Here is a 16,112-nt window from a genome sequence, read left to right on the forward strand (position 1 = left end):
ATAACAATTTACCAACAAGGAGGATTCAAAAACATGAACAACATGCCAGAAGTGAAAATCGGAGTTGTGGCCGTAAGCCGCGACTGTTTCCCAGAAAGCCTGTCGGTGACAAGAAGGCGGAATCTGATGAAAGCATACACGGAAAAGTACGGGGAGGAAGGCATCTACGAATGCCCGGTCTGTATCGTGGAGAGTGAAATCCATATGGTACAGGCGCTGGAAGACGTGAAGAATGCAGGCTGCAACGCTCTGGTCGTATATCTTGGCAATTTTGGCCCGGAGATATCGGAGACGCTGCTCGCCAGACATTTTGAAGGACCGAAGATGTTTATCGCTGCGGCGGAAGAGACGGGAGATAATCTTGTGCAGGGTAGAGGGGATGCCTACTGCGGCATGCTGAACGCCAGCTATAACCTTAAGCTTAGGAATGTTCAGGCATATATACCGGAATATCCGGTAGGAGATGCGTCCGACTGTGCAGACATGATTCACGAGTTTGTTCCGATTGCGAGAGCCGTCGTGGGACTGGGCAGTCTGAAGATTATCAGCTTCGGGCCGCGTCCTCTGAACTTCCTCGCCTGCAATGCCCCAATCAAGCAGCTCTACAATATGGGAGTGGAGATTGAGGAGAATTCAGAGCTTGACCTGTTCGAGGCATTTCACAGACATGCCGGTGACGAAAGGATACCGGCTGTCGCAAAGGAGATGGAAGCGGAACTTGGCGCAGGCAATAAGAAGCCGGAGATTCTGCACAAGCTGGCGCAGTATGAGCTGACGCTGAAAGACTGGGTGGAAGAGCACCGGGGATACCGGAAATACGTCGCCATAGCAGGAAAATGCTGGCCGGCATTCCAGACACAGTTCGGCTTCGTCCCATGTTATGTCAACAGCCGCCTGACGGCCCAGGGCATTCCGGTATCGTGCGAGGTGGATATCTACGGCGCCTTGAGCGAGTTCATAGGTACGGTAGTGAGCGGCGACACGGTGACGCTTCTGGATATCAATAATACGGTGCCGAAGGATATGTACGAACAGGAGATTCAAGGGAAGTATGATTACAGCCTCCAGGATACTTTCATGGGCTTCCACTGCGGCAATACAGCTGCCGGCAAGCTGTCCTTCTGCGAGATGAAGTACCAGATGATCATGGCCAGGACGCTTCCGGAAGAAGTGACGCAGGGGACGCTCGAGGGCGATATCATACCTGGAGATATTACGTTCTACCGCCTGCAGAGCACGGCTGACAATATACTTCGGGCATACATCGCGCACGGTGAGGTGCTGCCGGTAGCGACGAGGTCCTTTGGCGGCGTAGGCGTATTTGCCATCCCGGAGATGGGACGGTTCTACCGCCATGTACTGATTGAAGGAGGCTATCCGCACCACGGTGCCGTTGCATTCGGCCATTACGGAAAGGCGCTCTTTGAAGTGTTCAAATATATCGGCGTGCCGGTTGAGGAGATTGGCTACAACCAGCCGGCCGGAGTGAGATATCCTACAGAAAATCCATGGAGGTAGCGTCATGTTGTACATAGGAGTTGATTTGGGAACATCTGCAGTAAAGCTTCTGCTGATGGATGAAGAAGGAGATATAAAGAATATCGTATCCAAGGAGTACCCTCTGTTTTTCCCGCATCCCGGCTGGTCCGAGCAGCATCCGGAAGACTGGTTTGAAAAATCGATAGAAGGGATAAAAGAGCTGACGGAAGGATTTGACAGAAGCGAGGTGGCAGGCATCAGCTTCGGCGGACAGATGCATGGCCTCGTTGCGCTTGATGAAAGAGATAATGTCATCCGTCCCGCGATTCTCTGGAACGATGGCAGAACAGGGGAAGAGACGGATTACCTGAACGAGGTCATCGGTAAAGACAAGCTGTCGGAATATACTGCAAATATCGCTTTTGCCGGTTTTACAGCGCCTAAGATTCTCTGGATGAAGAAGCATGAGCCGGAGAACTTTAAAAAGATTGCGAAGATTATGCTGCCGAAAGATTATCTCGCATACAAGCTGTCCGGCACTTTCTGTACCGATGTGTCGGACGCGTCGGGCATGCTGCTCATGGACGTGAAGAACCGCCGCTGGTCGGATGAGATGCTTGACGTGTGCGGGATAAGTTCCAAGCAGCTTCCGAAGCTCTATGAGAGCTATGAGCCTGTCGGTACGTTAAGGCAGGAAGTGGCAGAAGAGCTTGGGCTGAGCGCTGAAGTCAAGGTGATAGCCGGGGCGGGAGACAATGCCGCTGCGGCAGTCGGGACCGGAACGGTAGGAGACGGCATGTGCAACATCTCTCTCGGCACTTCCGGAACGATATTCATATCAAGCAGGAAATTCGGCGTTGATGAACATAACGCACTGCATTCCTTCGCGCATGCGGACGGCAGCTATCATCTCATGGGATGCATGCTGAGCGCGGCCTCCTGCAATAAATGGTGGGCGGAAAATATACTGAAGACAAAAGATTATGCCGCGGAACAGGAAGGAATCAGGGCGCTTGGCGAGAACAACGTGTTCTATCTGCCTTACCTCATGGGAGAGCGTTCTCCCCACAATAATCCGAAAGCGAGAGCCATGTTTATCGGCATGTCCATGGACACGACGAGAGAAGACATGACCCAGGCGGTTCTGGAAGGAGTGGCATTCGGGCTTCGTGATTCGCTTGAAGTGGCGAGAAGCCTCGGCGTCAATATAGAACGAACGAAAATATGCGGCGGAGGCGCAAAGAGCCCCCTCTGGAAGAAAATCATAGCCAATGTCATGAATATGAAAGTGGATGTGATAGAAAGCGAAGAAGGACCGGCTCTGGGCGGTGCCATGCTGGCGGCTGTCGGATGTGGGGAATATCCTGATGTGGAGACGATCGCGCGTAAGATTGTAAAAGTTGTGGATACTGTGGAGCCGGAGCCGGCATTGGTAGAGAAGTATGAAGAAAAATACAGCCGGTTCAAAAAGATATATCCGACAGTGAAATGCTTATACCAATAAGAAGATGTAAGATAATAATGGCAGGAATGCCGATGCGGAAGCGGGCGTGCTTTGTTTTATGACGGAAACAGAGCATGCCCGTTTCCGCGCCGAAGGCGCCACCGATAAGCGCGGCAAACAGCAGCGTTTTCTCAGGAATGCGCCATTGCCGTTTTACTGCTCTTGACTTGTCCAACCCAAAGAGCGCGAATGAAATCATATTTATACATATAAGATAAAGAACCACGAAGAGCATAAACATTTCCTCCCAGGCGCATTTTAACATATACAGGCGGTTCCGGCAATGCGTGGGCGCAAATAGATATAAGTTACCTGTGGAAAATCAGTTCCGGTTATGATAGAATTATCTGGTACACAGAGCCCAGATGGGCGGTAACAAAATATCGGAAATAAGGAGCAGAGTTTATGGATAAGATATACGATGTGACGGCACTTGGGGAGATGTTGATCGATTTTACGCTGAATGGACAGAGCAGCCAGGGGAATAATATGTTTGAGGCATGTCCGGGCGGGGCGCCGTGCAATGTACTGGCCATGCTGAACAAGCTGGGTAAAAAGACTGCCTTTATCGGAAAAGTGGGACAGGATCAGTTCGGACGCCTCTTGAAGGATACGATAGACGGACTTGGGATAGAGACAAAAGGGCTTATCCTGGATGAGCAGATTCATACGACATTGGCCTTTGTACATACATTTCCTGACGGAGACCGCGAGTTCTCCTTTTACAGGAAGCCGGGGGCGGATATGATGCTGACGGAAGAGGAAGTGGATTATGACCTGATCCGCCGGTCAAAGGTATTTCATTTTGGTACCCTTTCCATGACAGATGAACCTGTGAGGAGCGCCACAAAGAAAGCGCTTGACGTGGCAAAAGAGGCCGGCTGCCTCATATCGTTCGATCCAAATCTGCGCCCTCCGCTCTGGGATTCACTTGATAACGCGAAGGAAGCCATGGAATTTGGATTCCAATATTGTGATATGCTGAAAATCTCAGATAATGAGATTCAGTTCGTATCAGGAAAAGAAGATTATGATGAGGGAATACTGTATCTGAAAGAAAAATATAAAATTCCGCTTATCTTCCTCACGATGGGGAAAGACGGAAGCAGGGCATACTATAAAGGCACCCGCGTGGAACGCAAAGGGTTCCGTGTCAAGGCGATAGAGACGACAGGCGCCGGGGACACGTTCTGTGGCTGCGGCATCGGGGGAATACTGGATTATGGATTGGATATGCTGACGGAGAGCCAGCTTGGCAATATCCTTACATATGCCAATGCGGGTGCTGCTCTTATCACGATGAAAAAGGGCGCTATTCGTTCTATGCCGGAGCCTGCGGATATAGAGGCATTGATACACAAGTAAAATAGCGAAGGAATTATTATGGGATTACGACGAATGCTGGCCGTCTGGGCGGCTAAAATTACAGAAAAAATAAGTGTTCATATCTTCCATCGGCAAGGTGTGACGTGGGCCGGAAAGATTGCCTTGAGAATATGTCCGTCTGTCCTGAAGGAGCTATCGGGGCAGGTAAGGAAAGGAGTCTTTATCGTATGCGGCACGAACGGCAAGACGACGACGAACAATATGCTCTGTGCCGCACTGGAGGCAGAAGGAAATAAAGTGGTCTGCAACCATACAGGCTCTAATATGCTTAACGGCGTTGTAGCCGCATTTGTGCTCGGGGCAGGAAACAGTGGCCGCCTCGATGCAGATTATGCGTGTATCGAAGTGGACGAGGCATCTACAAGAAGAGTAGTTCCGCATTTCAAGCCAGATTACATGGTGCTGACCAATCTGTTCCGTGACCAGCTGGACCGCTACGGGGAGATTGACATTACGATGAATATATTAAAGGAAGTGATGGGTTCAGCCCCTGAGATGACGGTAATCGTGAACGGTGATGACGCACTGTCCGCTTTCCTTGCCATGGAGAGCGGCAACCGATATATAACATATGGAATCAGTGAACAGGTGGTGGACGACAACGGTTCACAGGAGATACGGGAAGGTCGGTTCTGTAAAAGGTGCGGTGCTCCGCTTGCTTACAAGTTCTATCATTACAGCCAGCTAGGCGACTATGCATGTACAGAGTGTGACTTCAGACGTCCGGACATACAGTTTGATGCATCAGAGGTTGAAGTTGGGGACCGTCTGGCCTTTAAGGTTGAGGGCAGGAGCATTGCGGCAGATTACAAAGGGTTCTATAATGTATATAATATTCTGGCAGCTTATACGGCGGGCAGGACGGCCGGGCTTGAACTGGCACATTTCAATGAGATGCTTGAGAAGTTCAATCCAGAAAACGGCAGGATGGAGAAGTTCCAGATAGGCGGCACCGGCGTCATCCTGAACCTTGCCAAGAATCCGGCGGGATTCAATCAGAATATCTCTGCAGTTATGCAGGATACTTCCCGGAAAGATATTATCATTGTAATCAATGACAATGCTCAGGACGGTACAGACGTGTCCTGGCTCTGGGACGTCGACTTTGACCGGTTTAAGGAAGATGACGTCGATTCCGTAACCGTCAGCGGCATCCGATGCCATGACATGGGACTGCGCCTAAAATATACGGATATTCCGAATACGATACAGGCCGATGTAGAAAATGCCATATGTGAGAGGCTGGAAAATGGCTGTGGCAATCTGTACGTACTTGTTAACTATACTGCGCTTTTCAGTACAAGAAATGTGCTGAAAAGGCTGGAGGGGGAGAAGTGATGGATAAGAAAGACATGAAACTGACAATCGGACATCTCTATCCGGACCTTCTGAACCTTTACGGCGACCGCGGTAATATCGCCTGTATGATGAAGCGGTGCGGATGGAGAGGGATTGAAGCGCAGACGGTTGAATTTAATACAGGAGATGAGATTGACTTTCAGGAACTTGATATCGTATTACTTGGCGGCGGCTCCGACCGGGAACAGAGGATTGTGTGTAAAAATCTGCTTGCCATCCGGGAGCAGTTCAAAGAATATGTAGAAGACAACGGAGTAGTCATAGCCGTATGCGGCGGCTACCAGCTGCTCGGCAAGTATTATAAGACGGACGAAGGTCCCATCGAAGGGCTCGGCCTCGTGGACATATATACGGAACAGGGAGAAGGAAGGCTGATTGACAATATCGTGCTGGAGAGCAGCGTGTGTGAGATGCCTGTAGTCGGCTTTGAAAATCATGGCGGCAGGACATTTATCAATGACAACACGCCATTCGGAAAGGTTCTGTACGGTGCGGGAAATGACGGAGAGAGCGGGTACGAAGGAGTCGTATATAAGAATGTGATTGGTACGTACCTCCACGGCCCCCTGCTGCCTAAGAATCCGCAAGTCTGCGACTGGCTCATACAAAAAGCGCTGGAGCGCCGGTACGGCGCCACAGAGCTGGAACCTCTGGATGACAGCCGGGAGAAGGAAGCAAACGGGTATATTTACCACAGATTTGTAAAACAATAAAGGAAAGGACATCTCAGGAACCCGCCTGTTCTGCGTCACGCAGTTCCAGAAGATGGATACATTTCAGCACATCCCTTTTGGACTCAGGGGAAAGGCTGCGGTATCGTTCCAGGAAGTTCCGTTCTGTGACAGGTTCCGGTACGGACTGCGACGGTGTCAAGGTGATGGATTCTTCACCTTCCAGCAGATAATCGATGGACACGTGAAAGAGGTTGGCAAGCGCAGTCAGCTTTTCGTGTGAAGGCTGCCTGTTTTTAGTCTCGTATCCGGCGATGGTAGAGCGCGCCACATTGAGCCGGCGGGCAACATAATCCTGTGTCATCTCATTTTTCAGACGCAGGGCTTTCAACCTTTTATCAAATGACATACCGCTACCTCCTCTGCATTATGAGCTTTATTTTAGCAAGTGTTCCCGGAAAGTAGAGGATATGTGCCGAATATCAACAAAATGTTGCGGCAAAGTTTCGGAACGGAACATAAATGGATTGCGTTGACATAAGAAGGGAAACAACCTATAATTTAAATAAATGAACCGAGAGGATTATGATAGATGATAATTGCAAAAAATGATGAGGCGAAAAGAAGCAAGATTTGGACGGTAGTGACACTTGTCAGTTCGGTGTTGATTGTATTGATTGCGGTGTTTCTTCTGACAAAGCTGTTCACGACTAACCCGCTGGAAGGTACATGGGAGGACGAGGACGGGAACTATGTCCTGTCAATCAAAGGAAATAATTCCCTTACCGTGAATGTCCCGGCCCTTGCCGAAGATTACGATGCAGACATCAAGATGGATTATGTGCTTGATAAGGATGAAAAGACTGTCACGATCAAGATGAATGAATCCGAGGTGAAGAAGGCGGTGGAACAATCCGACGGGATGCTCACAGAGGAGACGCTTGACAATGCGCTCAGTTCTGTCACCACTACGTTTGGTTACAGCGTGGATGGAGATACCCTGACGTTGACGGAACGCGAATATGGCGAACAGATGGTATTTACGAAAAAATAATAAGATTGGATATCCCTCTATTGACGCCGGGAAAGAAAGGTGAAGGATAGAGGGGTTTTATTTTGCAGGAGGTGTGTCATGAAGAGAGATGAGACGAAAAAAATACAGATTGGAAGTGTGCTTATAGGAGGAGGCAGTCCGGTGGCCATACAGTCTATGACCAATACGAGGACAGAAGACGTAAGTGCTACAGTGGAACAGATTCTGAAGCTTGAAAGCGCGGGCTGTGAGATTGTACGGTGTGCCGTGCCTACGATGGAGGCGGCTCATGCGCTTGCACATATCAAAAGGCACATACATATACCTCTTGTGGCGGATATTCATTTTGATTACCGGCTCGCGATAGGAGCAATCGAGAACGGGGCGGACAAAATACGTATCAATCCGGGCAATATAGGAGGAAAGGACCGGGTAAGGGCGGTGACGGACAAGGCAAAAGAATACCACGTACCAATCCGCGTCGGTGTCAACAGCGGATCCCTGGAGAAGCAGCTGCTGGAAAAGTATGGGGGAGTTACTGCACAAGGGCTTGTAGAAAGTGCCATGGATAAGGTGCATATGATCGAGCAGATGGGATACGAGGAGATTGTGGTGAGTATCAAATCATCGGATGTCATGATGTGTGTCAAAGCGCATGAACTCATAGCAGAACAATGTCCATATCCTCTTCACGTCGGCATCACAGAATCAGGAACGCTGCTGTCCGGCAATATAAAGTCTTCCGTCGGCCTTGGAATTATCCTGAACGAAGGAATCGGCGACACGATACGAGTATCCCTTACCGGCTCTCCGATAGAAGAGATCAAATCAGCCAGGCTGATTTTGAAGACGCTCGGCCTGAGGAAAGGTGGCATAGAAGTCGTATCGTGCCCTACGTGCGGCAGGACAAAGATTGATCTGATCGGGCTGGCCAACGAGGTGGAACATATGGTGGCGGATTTCCCGCTTGATATCAAGGTGGCTGTCATGGGCTGCGTCGTAAACGGACCCGGAGAAGCAAGGGAAGCAGACATAGGTATCGCCGGAGGAATCGGAGAAGGACTGCTCATCAAACGAGGGGAAGTTGTCAAAAAGGTGAGAGAAGAAGAGCTGCTGGAGACGCTTAGACAGGAGTTGGTGCATTGGGATGAGTAAATCATTTTTTGAAGTATTTCCAACATTGAAGACAGATGAAGACATGAAGATGCTGTTTTCCGGGGTCGATGTCCTCAAAGTGGCGACCAATTCGGACAGAGAGTTTATCAAAGTGCATATACGGAGCCGCCATCTGCTCCAGAAAAGGCGTATCTATGAGATGGAGAAGATGCTGAAAGACCAGCTGTTCGGGCGAAGCAGAATCAGGACAGAGCTGGTAGAGCGTTACGAACTGTCCGGGCAGTATACGCCAGAGAACCTGATGAATGAATATGTGGACAGCATGATTCTGGAACTGAACGAGAGAAGCGTCGTGGAGCGGAGCATGCTGCAGAGCGCCAGGTACTCTTTTGAAGATGGCAATATACTCTGTCTGGAACTGACGGATACGATTGTTGCCAAAGGAAAGAAGGAATCGCTCACCTCCTACCTTGAGAATGTGTTCTGCGAAAGGTTCGGGCTTAAAGTGGAGGTCCGCGTCGTGTATGGAGAGGCGAAAGACAGCAAGCTGAAATACAATGAGGCGAAGATCCGCCAGGAAGTGGAAGCAATCCTTGAACGTACGGCTGCCGTGCACCAGGAGAAAGCGGAACAGAAGAAGGAAGCAGAAGAAAAGAAAGAAGCTCCTCCAAAGCCGGGCAGGCAGGAAAAGAGGGACAAGTATTCTTTTGGAAGCTATAAGAAGCCGTCCGACGACCCAAGCCTTATCTGGGGAAGGAATTTCGACGATGAGACGATTGAGCTGGAACAGGTCATAGGGGAGATGGGCGAGATTACCGTCCGCGGCAAGGTCATAAGCTTTGATACGAGAGAAATCCGTAATGAGAAGACGATCGTCATGTACGCCGTCACTGACTTCACAGATACGATTACCGTTAAGATGTTTGTCAGAAACGAACAGCTGGCGGACATACTGGCAGATATCAAAAAGGGAGCGTTTCTGAAGATAAAGGGAGTCACTACGATTGACAAGTTTGACGGAGAGCTTACGATAGGTTCTGTAACGGGAATCAAGAAAATCGCAGACTTTACAGAGTCGAGAAAGGACACAGCCCCGGAGAAGAGGGTGGAGCTTCACTGCCATTCAAAGATGAGTGATATGGACGGCGTGACAGAAGTGAAAGATCTCGTAAAAAGGGCGCATGACTGGGGGCATAAAGCGATCGCCGTCACCGACCACGGCGTGGTGCAGGCATTCCCGGATGCAAACCATTATATTGAGACGCTGGACAAAGAGGATCCGTTTAAGGTCATATACGGGGTGGAAGGATATCTTGTGGACGACCTGACGGATGTTGCGGTGAATGAAAAGGGGCAGACGCTAGATGATACGTTCGTCGTATTTGACCTCGAGACGACAGGATTCAGTTCTATCAAAGATAAGATTATCGAAATCGGCGCAGTGAAGGTAGAGGGGGGCAGGATTACAGAGAAGTTCAGCACTTTTGTGAATCCGAAGGTGCCGATTCCATTCCGTATCACACAGCTGACGAGCATCACGGACCAGATGGTCATGGATGCGCCCACGATTGAGACGGCGCTGCCGGAGTTCCTGGAGTTTGTCGGGGATGCGGCCCTCGTAGCGCACAACGCAGGATTTGATGTGGGATTTATAGACCAGAACTGCCGATATATGGATAGGATACCGGACTTTACATCGGTAGACACGGTAGCCATGGCCAGGATATTGCTGCCCACGCTGTCCAAATTCAAGCTGAACGTCGTTGCCAAGGCGCTGAATATCTCGCTTGAGAACCATCACCGGGCCGTGGACGACGCGGGTGCCACGGCGGAGATATTCGTCCGGTTCGTCGATATGCTGAAAGAGAGGGATATCCATACGCTTGGGAAGCTGAATCAGTTCGGATCTTCGAATGCCAACGCGATAAAAAAGCTTCCGTCGTTCCATGTCATCATACTGGCTAAGAATGAGATTGGCAGAGTGAACCTGTATACGCTCATATCCAAGTCCCACCTGGATTATTTCGGACGGCAGCCAAGGATACCCAAGAGCGAACTGTCCAAATACAGAGAGGGGCTCATAGTAGGCAGCGCCTGCGAGGCGGGAGAGCTGTATCAGGCGCTTCTGGACGACAAGTCACAGGAGCGGATTGCCCGTATCGTCAACTTCTATGACTATCTGGAGATTCAGCCGCTCGGCAATAATAAATTTATGATTGCCAGCGAGCGGATTTCAAAGATACGATCAGAGGATGACCTGAAGAACATGAACCGGACGATTGTCAAGCTGGGAGAGAAGTTCGGCAAGCCTGTCGTGGCTACGTGCGATGTTCATTTCATGGATCCGGAAGATGAGGTATACAGGCGGATCATCATGGCCGGCAAGGGGTTCACAGATGCAGATGAGCAGGCGCCGCTGTATCTGCGCACGACGGATGAGATGCTGGCTGAATTCGAATACCTTGGTTCTGCAAAAGCACGGGAGGTCGTGATTGACAATCCGAATAAGATTGCTGATTCTGTGGAGAAGATATCTCCTGTCCGTCCCGACAAATGCCCACCTGTCATTCCGGATTCCGACCAGATGCTGAGGGATATCTGTTACAACAAGGCCCGTTCCATGTATGGGGATGACCTTCCCGAAGTCGTTACGGAGCGGCTGGAGCGGGAACTGAACTCGATTATATCCAATGGCTTTGCCGTGATGTATATCATAGCCCAGAAGCTCGTGTGGAAGTCCAATGAGGACGGATATCTCGTGGGGTCGCGTGGTTCAGTTGGATCTTCCTTTGTCGCGACGATGGCGGGCATAACGGAAGTCAATCCGCTCAGTCCGCACTACTACTGCAAAAGCTGCCATTACAGCGATTTTGATTCGGAAGAAGTAAGGGCATATGCAGGGGGATGCGGCTGGGATATGCCGGATAAAATGTGTCCCGTGTGCGGAGAGAAGCTCGTAAAGGACGGCTTTGATATTCCGTTTGAGACGTTCCTCGGTTTCAAGGGTAACAAGGAACCGGATATTGACTTGAACTTTTCCGGCGATTACCAGAGCAACGCGCACAAATATACAGAAGTCATATTCGGAGACGGGCAGACGTTCCGTGCAGGTACCATTGGCACACTTGCCGATAAGACAGCCTTTGGCTATGTTAAAAATTACTTTGAAGAGCGGGAACAGAGGAAGCGGAACTGCGAGATTGACAGGATCGTACAGGGCTGCACCGGAATTCGGCGCAGCACAGGCCAGCATCCGGGCGGCATCATCGTACTCCCGCTCGGTGAGGATATCAATTCTTTTACGCCGGTACAGCACCCTGCGAATGATATGACAACAGATATTGTCACGACACATTTTGATTACCATTCCATTGACCACAACCTGTTGAAGCTCGATATCCTCGGGCATGATGATCCGACTATGATCAAGACGCTGGAAGAGTTCATAAGCTCACCGGCGATGGAGAACGAATACAACGAGACGGACAACCGTTTTGACGCGACGAAGATTCCGCTGGACGACCAAGGCGTCATGTCACTGTTCCACGACACGTCGGCGCTCGGAATCAAGCCGGACGACATTGGGGGGTGTCCGGTAGGATGTCTCGGCATCCCGGAATTCGGTACAGAATTTGTCGTCCAGATGGTCGTGGACACGAAGCCGCAGACGCTGTCGGACTTGATTCGTATATCCGGCCTGTCCCACGGGACGGACGTGTGGCTCAACAATGCCCAGGAACTGATCAAGAGCGGCAAGGCGACCATCTCTACCGCTATCTGTACCCGTGACGATATTATGACTTATCTGATCAATAAAGGGATGGACAGTGAACTTTCTTTTACAATCATGGAAAAAGTCCGGAAAGGGAAAGGGCTTACGCCGGAATTTGAAAAGGCGATGAAGGAGGCGGACGTTCCAGACTGGTATATCTGGTCGTGCAAACAGATCAAGTATATGTTTCCAAAGGCCCATGCCGCGGCGTATGTTATGATGGCCTACCGCATCGCCTACTGTAAGATCAATTATCCGCTTGCGTATTACGGCGCTTATTTTGGGATCCGGGCAGATGCGTTTTCCTATGAATTGATGTGCCAGGGAAAGGAAAAGCTGAACTATTATATCAATGATTATAAACGCCGGTCTGATTCGCTCAGCAAGAAGGAGCAGGATACGATGAAGGATATGAGGATCGTACAGGAGATGTACGCGAGGGGCTATGAGTTCATGCCGCTTGATATCTACAGGGCGAAGGCCTCCAAGTTCCAGATTATCGACGGAAAGCTTATGCCGCCCCTCTCCAGTATAGACGGCATGGGTGACAAGGCGGCCGAGGCAGTGGAGGAAGCAGCGAAGGACGGACCGTACCTATCCAGGGATGATTTCAGACAGCGCACGAAGGCCAGCAAGACGGTCATCGACTACATGGCGGATATGGGACTGTTCGGAGATATTCCGGAGTCCAACCAGCTGTCCTTGTTCGACCTTAGCATGTAAAGGTGGTATGGTATCAGATGTGTGGAAAAAACAGATATAAAGGAATCTTATATATTGTACTTTCGGCGTTCTGCTTTGCGCTCATGAACATGTTCGTACGTCTCTCCGGAGACTTGCCTTCTGTACAAAAGAGCTTCTTCCGCAACCTGGTGGCCTTTTTCTTTGCCTTTGCCATCCTAAGGCGGGATGCCATTCCGATGAAATGCAAATCGGGGAACTTTAAGCTGCTGCTGCTTCGTTCACTGTTCGGTACGGTCGGCATACTCTGCAACTTTTATGCGGTAGACCATCTTGTTCTGGCCGACGCATCGATGCTGAATAAGATGTCTCCGTTTTTTGTCGTCATCTTCAGCTTTTTTATTCTGAAGGAGAGAGTGGCAGTAGTGCAGGCACTTCTAGTGGCGGGCGCATTTGCAGGCAGCCTGTTCGTTATCAGGCCGACATTTTCCAACATGGACCTGCTTCCGTCTCTGATTGGTCTGGCAGGCGGCCTCGGGGCAGGAGCGGCATATACGTTCGTGCGGAAGCTGAGCCTCAGGGGAGAGAAGGGGCCGCTCATCGTATGCTTCTTCTCCGCGTTTTCCTGCCTGGTGACACTTCCGTTCCTCCTGTTCGACTTTCATCCGATGGGATGGATGCAGGTACTGATGCTCCTGCTCGCAGGCCTTGCCGCCGCGGGCGGACAGTTTGGAATCACTGCGGCGTACAGCCATGCACCGGCGCGGGAGATATCGGTGTACGACTATTCACAGATTATATTTTCGGCCCTGCTCGGATTCTTCGTCTTCGGCCAGATACCGGACATCTTAAGCTGGCTTGGCTATCTCATTATCTGTGCTATGGCAGTTCTCATGTTCTTCTATAATTTGAGAAGAGAAAAGTAACAAAAGCAGGCAGCTTCTTATACTTTATACTAAAGGATTAAAGGAAGTGTAGAATATGAAGTTAAGATGCTGCAATGGCAACAAACCGCCGGTCTGTCCTCCGGCACCGGAAGAGAGGCCGGATTTTTTTGCGCAGTTCGGTGTGACCAGCAGTCCTGCATCAGGGAGCAGCCTTCCGCTTATACAGCTTTTTAACGTGGGAGAGGGGATACGCCTTGAGGGGGACTCGGATATTATGCTCGAACCGGGCTGGCTTTATCTTGTAGATTATATATTTCTGGCAACGCCGGAACCGAACGGATATATGCAGATAGTTCCAAGGATAAACGGGAGCTTAAGGGGACTGTATTCCTTCTTTGCGCCGACAGGGACGGAGCGTAATGCTTCCGCGTCCGGCAGCTTCACGACAAATGAGGCAGCTGTCTCGGAGGCAAGGCTGTCATTCCATCTGACGTATCCGTCTACCACACGGAACATAGACATATCGGGCGCTGTATCGATAACACCGCTGGTCCGGATAAGAAACAGCGGGAGCTGACTTGACTTTTACGGATAAGTGAGCTATGCTGATTAAAGTCACGAAAGAATATTAAAAAGAAAGGGAGGCGAACCTACATGGATGGTCATTCGGGACGAAGTTGTAACTTGAAGATGACAACCGGATATGGCATGTACGTGGAGTCTGCCCTTTTTGAATCGTTCTTTTGAAAAAAGTACGTCTTTTGTTCGAACAGATTTATAATAGAGCCAGACTTTACTTTGTGCTGTCTGTCCGGTACCAGGGCGGACAGCATTTTTCTGTCCGGGACAAGGAGGCGCAAGATGATAAGAAACACGCTGAGAGATTTACTGTTTGCAAAGAAGTATAAAGAAATCCACAACATGCTGGAAGAATATAATCCGGTCGACCTGGCAGAACTTCTTATGGAGCTGGATGATTCGGAGCTGGCGGCCATATTCCGCATGATAGACAAGGAGAAGGCCGCGGAGGTATTTTCCTATATGGAGGATGATCAGAGACAGACGCTGCTTAAAGGCTTCACGAGCCAGGAGATTTCGTATATTCTGGATACGATGTACACGGATGATGCAGTGGATTTCCTGGAAGATATGCCTGCCAACGTTGTAACGAAGCTTCTGGAACACGTAAGCGGGGAGACACGGGCCGATATCAACCGGCTGCTGAAGTATCCGGAAGACAGTGCAGGAAGCATCATGACGGTAGAGTATGTGGAGCTGTCTCCAGAGATGACAGTCGGCCAGGCGCTTGCAAAGATCCGCCGGGTCGGAATCGAGAGCGAGACGGTATACACGTGCTACGTGGTAGAGCGCAAGAAGCTTGTCGGCATCGTGACGGCCAAAGCACTCATGACAAATGCAGAGACAGTCCAAATTGCGGATCTGATGCAGGATAACTTTATCTCCGTGCGGACGACCGACGATCAGGAAGATGCAGCGAAGCTGTTCCGCAAATATGGCCTCATAGCCATACCGGTTCTGGACCTTGAGGAACGTCTTGTCGGTATCGTGACGTTTGACGACGCCATCGGAGTCCTTACGGACGAGACGACAGAAGATATGCACAAGATGGCGGCAATGGCGGCAAATGAAGAATCCTATCTAAAGACAGGAGTGTTCCGGCATGCCAGGAACCGCATCGGCTGGTTATTATTCCTGATGTTCTCGGCTACTATAACAGGCACTATCATCACCCGGTATGAAGCGGCAATCGCTGCCGTTCCGCTTCTCGTATCATTTATACCGATGCTTACCGATACAGGCGGCAACTGTGGTTCACAGAGCTCTACGCTCGTCATCCGGGGCCTGGCAGTTGACGAACTGCACTTTAAAGACCTGTTTACCGTCGTATGGAAGGAATTCCGGGTATCGCTCGTAGTGGGGACAGTGCTGGCGGCGGCCAACGGTATCCGAATCTACGTCATGCACCGGGATCTGGGACTGGCGGCAGTGATAGGCATCTCTCTTATCGGCACGATTATCGTGGCGAAGATGGTGGGCTGCATGCTGCCAATCTTCGCGAAACAGCTCAGGCTGGATCCGGCGATTATGGCGGCACCGCTCATCACGACGATAGTAGATACATGCTCCATCATCATCTTCTTCAAGATTGCGACAATGGTATTCCATCTGTAAGGCAGGAATCTGCCCGTGTAAAATGGGAAAA

13 protein-coding genes are annotated in these 16,112 nt (G+C 50.3%); 11 read left to right on the forward strand and 2 right to left on the reverse strand.

Annotation, left to right across the window (positions count from 1 at the left end; translation table 11 throughout):
• Positions 1 to 33: 33 nt before the first annotated feature.
• On the forward strand, positions 34 to 1,518 hold the full coding sequence (locus HMPREF0980_RS11665; protein ID WP_049729272.1) for an L-fucose/L-arabinose isomerase family protein: 1,485 nt from the start codon (positions 34 to 36) through the stop codon (positions 1,516 to 1,518).
• A 4-nt stretch (positions 1,519 to 1,522) separates the two neighbouring features.
• Entirely contained in the window at positions 1,523 to 2,983 is a 1,461-nt protein-coding gene (xylB, locus tag HMPREF0980_RS11670) for a xylulokinase (RefSeq protein WP_049729273.1), read from the forward strand.
• Here xylB and HMPREF0980_RS11675 read toward each other — a convergent pair.
• Positions 2,943 to 3,218: a DUF1294 domain-containing protein gene (locus HMPREF0980_RS11675; RefSeq protein ID WP_330375905.1), complete on the reverse strand. Its 276-nt coding sequence runs from the start codon at positions 3,216 to 3,218 to the stop codon at positions 2,943 to 2,945. The genes xylB and HMPREF0980_RS11675 overlap by 41 nt on opposite strands.
• A gap of 170 nt (positions 3,219 to 3,388) precedes the next feature.
• Here HMPREF0980_RS11675 and HMPREF0980_RS11680 point away from each other — a divergent pair, with 170 nt between their 5' ends.
• From HMPREF0980_RS11680 to HMPREF0980_RS11690, 3 genes are read left to right on the forward strand one after another with little or no spacing between them, the layout of a single operon-like run.
• Positions 3,389 to 4,348 carry a carbohydrate kinase family protein gene (locus tag HMPREF0980_RS11680; RefSeq protein ID WP_049729275.1) on the forward strand — a complete coding sequence of 320 codons (960 nt, stop codon included), beginning with the start codon at positions 3,389 to 3,391 and terminating at the stop codon, positions 4,346 to 4,348.
• 18 nt (positions 4,349 to 4,366) lie between these two features.
• Positions 4,367 to 5,707, forward strand: coding sequence for a MurT ligase domain-containing protein (locus tag HMPREF0980_RS11685; protein ID WP_049729276.1), 1,341 nt, complete (start codon positions 4,367 to 4,369; stop codon positions 5,705 to 5,707).
• 14 nt (positions 5,708 to 5,721) lie between these two features.
• Complete coding sequence (locus tag HMPREF0980_RS11690; protein ID WP_049729672.1) at positions 5,722 to 6,441, forward strand: type 1 glutamine amidotransferase; 720 nt, start codon at positions 5,722 to 5,724, stop codon at positions 6,439 to 6,441.
• A 13-nt stretch (positions 6,442 to 6,454) separates the two neighbouring features.
• Here the strand turns inward: HMPREF0980_RS11690 and HMPREF0980_RS11695 are convergent, their stop codons facing one another.
• Positions 6,455 to 6,808: a helix-turn-helix domain-containing protein gene (locus HMPREF0980_RS11695; RefSeq protein ID WP_049729277.1), complete on the reverse strand. Its 354-nt coding sequence runs from the start codon at positions 6,806 to 6,808 to the stop codon at positions 6,455 to 6,457.
• A 183-nt stretch (positions 6,809 to 6,991) separates the two neighbouring features.
• Between HMPREF0980_RS11695 and HMPREF0980_RS11700 the strand changes: the two genes are divergently transcribed.
• From HMPREF0980_RS11700 to mgtE, 6 genes are all read left to right on the forward strand, one after another.
• A complete protein-coding gene (locus HMPREF0980_RS11700) occupies positions 6,992 to 7,453 on the forward strand; it encodes a hypothetical protein (protein WP_049729278.1) in 462 nt (153 codons plus the stop codon).
• Positions 7,454 to 7,531: 78 nt separating this feature from the next.
• A complete protein-coding gene (gene ispG, locus HMPREF0980_RS11705; protein ID WP_049729279.1) occupies positions 7,532 to 8,587 on the forward strand; it encodes a flavodoxin-dependent (E)-4-hydroxy-3-methylbut-2-enyl-diphosphate synthase in 1,056 nt (351 codons plus the stop codon).
• Positions 8,580 to 13,043 carry a PolC-type DNA polymerase III gene (locus tag HMPREF0980_RS11710; RefSeq protein WP_049729280.1) on the forward strand — a complete coding sequence of 1,488 codons (4,464 nt, stop codon included), beginning with the start codon at positions 8,580 to 8,582 and terminating at the stop codon, positions 13,041 to 13,043. Before ispG ends, HMPREF0980_RS11710 begins: the two co-directional genes overlap by 8 nt.
• 17 nt (positions 13,044 to 13,060) lie before the next feature.
• On the forward strand, positions 13,061 to 13,927 hold the full coding sequence (locus HMPREF0980_RS11715; protein WP_049729281.1) for a DMT family transporter: 867 nt from the start codon (positions 13,061 to 13,063) through the stop codon (positions 13,925 to 13,927).
• Between the two features lie 55 nt (positions 13,928 to 13,982).
• Positions 13,983 to 14,465: a hypothetical protein gene (locus HMPREF0980_RS11720; RefSeq protein WP_049729282.1), complete on the forward strand. Its 483-nt coding sequence runs from the start codon at positions 13,983 to 13,985 to the stop codon at positions 14,463 to 14,465.
• Positions 14,466 to 14,749: 284 nt separating this feature from the next.
• The gene (gene mgtE, locus HMPREF0980_RS11725) at positions 14,750 to 16,081 is read left to right on the forward strand and encodes a magnesium transporter (RefSeq protein ID WP_049729283.1); all 1,332 of its coding nucleotides are present in this window, start codon (positions 14,750 to 14,752) and stop codon (positions 16,079 to 16,081) included.
• The last annotated feature ends 31 nt before the right edge of the window (positions 16,082 to 16,112 follow it).

Source organism: Dorea sp. D27 (assembly GCF_001185345.1).
Taxonomy (GTDB): domain Bacteria; phylum Bacillota; class Clostridia; order Lachnospirales; family Lachnospiraceae; genus Extibacter.

What these genes read in the sequence shown, in the direction of transcription:
- HMPREF0980_RS11665 (WP_049729272.1), top strand. Translation starts at nt 34, where the DNA reads ATGAACAACATGCCAGAAGTGAAAATCGGAGTTGTGGCCGTAAGCCGC.
- xylB (WP_049729273.1), top strand. Translation starts at nt 1,523, where the DNA reads ATGTTGTACATAGGAGTTGATTTGGGAACATCTGCAGTAAAGCTTCTG.
- HMPREF0980_RS11675 (WP_330375905.1), bottom strand. Translation starts at nt 3,218, where the DNA reads ATGCTCTTCGTGGTTCTTTATCTTATATGTATAAATATGATTTCATTC.
- HMPREF0980_RS11680 (WP_049729275.1), top strand. Translation starts at nt 3,389, where the DNA reads ATGGATAAGATATACGATGTGACGGCACTTGGGGAGATGTTGATCGAT.
- HMPREF0980_RS11685 (WP_049729276.1), top strand. Translation starts at nt 4,367, where the DNA reads ATGGGATTACGACGAATGCTGGCCGTCTGGGCGGCTAAAATTACAGAA.
- HMPREF0980_RS11690 (WP_049729672.1), top strand. Translation starts at nt 5,722, where the DNA reads ATGAAACTGACAATCGGACATCTCTATCCGGACCTTCTGAACCTTTAC.
- HMPREF0980_RS11695 (WP_049729277.1), bottom strand. Translation starts at nt 6,808, where the DNA reads ATGTCATTTGATAAAAGGTTGAAAGCCCTGCGTCTGAAAAATGAGATG.
- HMPREF0980_RS11700 (WP_049729278.1), top strand. Translation starts at nt 6,992, where the DNA reads ATGATAATTGCAAAAAATGATGAGGCGAAAAGAAGCAAGATTTGGACG.
- ispG (WP_049729279.1), top strand. Translation starts at nt 7,532, where the DNA reads ATGAAGAGAGATGAGACGAAAAAAATACAGATTGGAAGTGTGCTTATA.
- HMPREF0980_RS11710 (WP_049729280.1), top strand. Translation starts at nt 8,580, where the DNA reads ATGAGTAAATCATTTTTTGAAGTATTTCCAACATTGAAGACAGATGAA.
- HMPREF0980_RS11715 (WP_049729281.1), top strand. Translation starts at nt 13,061, where the DNA reads ATGTGTGGAAAAAACAGATATAAAGGAATCTTATATATTGTACTTTCG.
- HMPREF0980_RS11720 (WP_049729282.1), top strand. Translation starts at nt 13,983, where the DNA reads ATGAAGTTAAGATGCTGCAATGGCAACAAACCGCCGGTCTGTCCTCCG.
- mgtE (WP_049729283.1), top strand. Translation starts at nt 14,750, where the DNA reads ATGATAAGAAACACGCTGAGAGATTTACTGTTTGCAAAGAAGTATAAA.